This window comes from Wolbachia endosymbiont of Madathamugadia hiepei (assembly GCF_013366855.1).
Lineage (GTDB): Bacteria > Pseudomonadota > Alphaproteobacteria > Rickettsiales > Anaplasmataceae > Wolbachia.
In genome coordinates this window covers 1-2929 of record NZ_WQMP01000129.1, presented here as the reverse complement: position 1 = coordinate 2929, position 2929 = coordinate 1, and the positions used below count along the sequence as shown (strand labels likewise).

Here is a 2929-nt window from a genome sequence, read left to right as displayed (position 1 = left end):
ACAAGACTGCTGAGGTTTTTATGGGTTTTTTAAACTTCGTTGGTTCTCTCATATGGCTTCTCTAAAATTTTGTTCACAGAGACTAGAGCTTGCCTTATTCTCATCAGTTAATTTATCAAAGTTAATGTACTCAAGATTTTCTATTGTATCTATTACATTCTGTTCACTACAATTCAAGCTAAACAGTCTTCTCATTAAAGGTATCTTGACCTCTTGAATAAAATTAGAAATTATTTGGTTACTGTTGTCATCTGACTTGTCCCAAGCATCGAGGATTTCTTGATGATTCTTCTTTTTTTTCAGCTCTTTCTTAATAAATTCACATGCCTCATTTTCTGCATGCATTCCAATTCTATCTTTCATGAGGTATTCCACCCTAACACCAGGGTGTATTCCTTCTAATGACTTTAGCATTGCACCAAGAATGCCGGTAAAACAGGTTTCAGGAACAACTGTTCCTTTAGCATAGTTCATGGCATACATTAAAGACCTTACCAACTCTTGCCTTTTTGCTGCAATTGATTCATCATCTCCACTATTACAGGCCTTTAGAACCAAATATAAAATTTGTCCCCCTGTGAGTCCAGAAACATGAACTTGTTTATCATCATTGCACCATTCTTTAAGAAAACTAATCAATTCTCTTTTATTATTGTTTCCAAACTCTTTTTTTCCTTCTATATACTTGATAAACTTAACAAATTCATCATTACGTATAATACTATTGGGTTCTGGTATCTTTTCACCATATCCATCTTTGAGTGTATTAATACTGTCAACAATGCTATCGTTTGCCATATGAGGCATCATATGTTCCTTCATAGCACTTATCATATTCTTTGTACCAATTAAATTCTCATACAAACCATCTGAAAGTAGCTTTAATAAAGCTTTGAGTAAGGCTATGGGGTTAAGCTTTGTTGGTCTTGTTTCAGGCTGTAATAGGATTATTCCAATTGCCAATGGTATCGGTGCTAATAGCCAAGCTAATATTAAAGGCTTAGAGAAAAAATAATAAATTGTTAGTCCCGCAATGCATGAAACTAAGATTGACTTGATTATGTTACCTTGACCAAATATTTTCCAATATTCTTTTTTACTTATCTTCTCCCCACCTTTTATTTTTTTATATCCAAGAAATGTTTTGATTTCTGTGTCATATAGGGCAGATACCAAGCTGACTGCTATCGAAGTAGGAATAGTTGCTATAGTTAACGCATAATAAAAAGATAAATAGAGAGCGTTCTAACTTTACTGGAGCCACTGCGAGGAAATTGTACTTGAGAAAAACCTATCATAACCTACTTCTTCATACTACTAAATTTTCATAATAATATACATAATGGTTTTAAATGTCAATGTTTAAGTATCTTATCATCCGCACACTCATCATATTCAATTTCAACTGTAGAGTGCGCTATTTCAAACTTATCCAGCAATATTTTTTTTATTCCATACAAAATATCAGTGTGTTGCACGCTTCGCTTAATTTTAGCATGCATAGTTATTATGAAATAATTATCAGACAGTGACCATGCATGTATATGGTGTACATCTATCACTTCAGTTAGCTTAGATACAAGCTCACTTTTTATTTCCTCAGCAGAGATAACTTCAGGTGTACCTTCAAGAAGTATATGGCAGGAATTCTTGAGAATTTTATAGCCGCTATTTAGAATTATCACACTAACAAATACTGATAATATTGGATCTACTATTTGCCATCCAGTAAGCATGATAATTATGGATGCAAGTATAGCAGCTACAGAACCTAAAATGTCTCCTATAACGTGCAGTACGGCACTTTTTATGTTTATATTACTTTCGCATTTACTATGTAATATAAAAAAGACTACAATATTAGCAATCAGTCCAAGTATGGCAATCATTAACATTATTTGCCACTCAACATTGACTGGAAAAATGAATCTCTTTATTGACTCAATTATGATGATTGCTGAAATGAGAAATAGAGTTAAACCATTGACAAATGCTGCGATTATCTGCAACCGATGATACCCGTATGATCTTTGCAGGTCAGATTTCTTAGCTGAAAACCTATGCGCTACCCAGCTTAAGACTAAGGCAAAGAGGTCAGTGAGCATATGTTCTGCATCTGATAGCAGAGCAAGCGAATGTGAAATTACTCCACCCACTATCTCCATGAGCGTTGTTATCGCAACTATTATTATGGAATAGATTAAGCGTTTGGACTCTGCTGCTGAGTGTTTACCGTTGTGTACCACTGCCATATAAAATCTTTTCATGAGCAAAAATGGGTAACACTGGACTCGAACCAGCGACCGCTTGCACGTCAAGCAAGTGCTCTACCAACTGAGCTAATTACCCATCATGGTTTTAGTATAGTGCTTCAGCAGGATGAAAGTCAATTTGCTTTTAAACTATTGATTTTTCGCATAGCTTTTGGCAGCGCGCTAGGCACATACCCAATATAAAAAAACTACTTGACAAGTTCCTCCAAACTCATTGCCATAATAGCAAGGGTATTTCTGACTCAAAACTTGTTTTTGATCTGCATGCTCAATGACAAAATTCAGTAAAAAACTCAGGGTATTTTTTGGTAGATTGTATCAAATTATAGCGGCTGCATGTCTTTTTCATTTTTTCTACATTCAGCCAAATCGCGCTTGAACTAAGCGTCAGCAAATTATTATAGCGCCAATTTAAAGTATTATAGAGTCAAAACTCGCCACTCGGGTTTTTTTTGCCTTTTTTTACTTGGTAAATTTTTTAATGTTTATAGCTAGTCTCTGTGAAAAAAGTTTGTCATGAGAAAATAAGGAAAGATGTAGCAAAAACTGGTAGTTTAACTTAGCCACAAATAGAGAAACTACCAAATGGCATATTATATAAAAGAAGGAAATTGAAAACAAGTTTTTAGTTTTTTGAAAAGCATGAAAGGAATACA

2 protein-coding genes and 1 tRNA gene are annotated in these 2929 nt (G+C 34.2%); all 3 read right to left on the bottom strand.

Translation table 11 applies throughout. The features are described 5' to 3' along the window. Positions 1-48 precede the first annotated feature (48 nt). Positions 49-1176 carry a hypothetical protein gene (locus GO685_RS04505; RefSeq protein ID WP_175937756.1) on the bottom strand — a complete coding sequence of 376 codons (1128 nt, stop codon included), beginning with the start codon at positions 1174-1176 and terminating at the stop codon, positions 49-51. A 179-nt stretch (positions 1177-1355) separates the two neighbouring features. After that, positions 1356-2252, bottom strand: coding sequence for a cation diffusion facilitator family transporter (locus GO685_RS04500; RefSeq protein ID WP_175937755.1), 897 nt, complete (start codon positions 2250-2252; stop codon positions 1356-1358). A 24-nt stretch (positions 2253-2276) separates the two neighbouring features. After that, a tRNA-Val gene (locus GO685_RS04495) sits at positions 2277-2349 on the bottom strand. Positions 2350-2929 lie beyond the last annotated feature (580 nt).

Bases quoted from the DNA above. Each gene is read 5' to 3' on its own strand.
- GO685_RS04500 (WP_175937755.1), bottom strand. From the start codon at position 2,252: ATGGCAGTGGTACACAACGGTAAACACTCAGCAGCAGAGTCCAAACGC.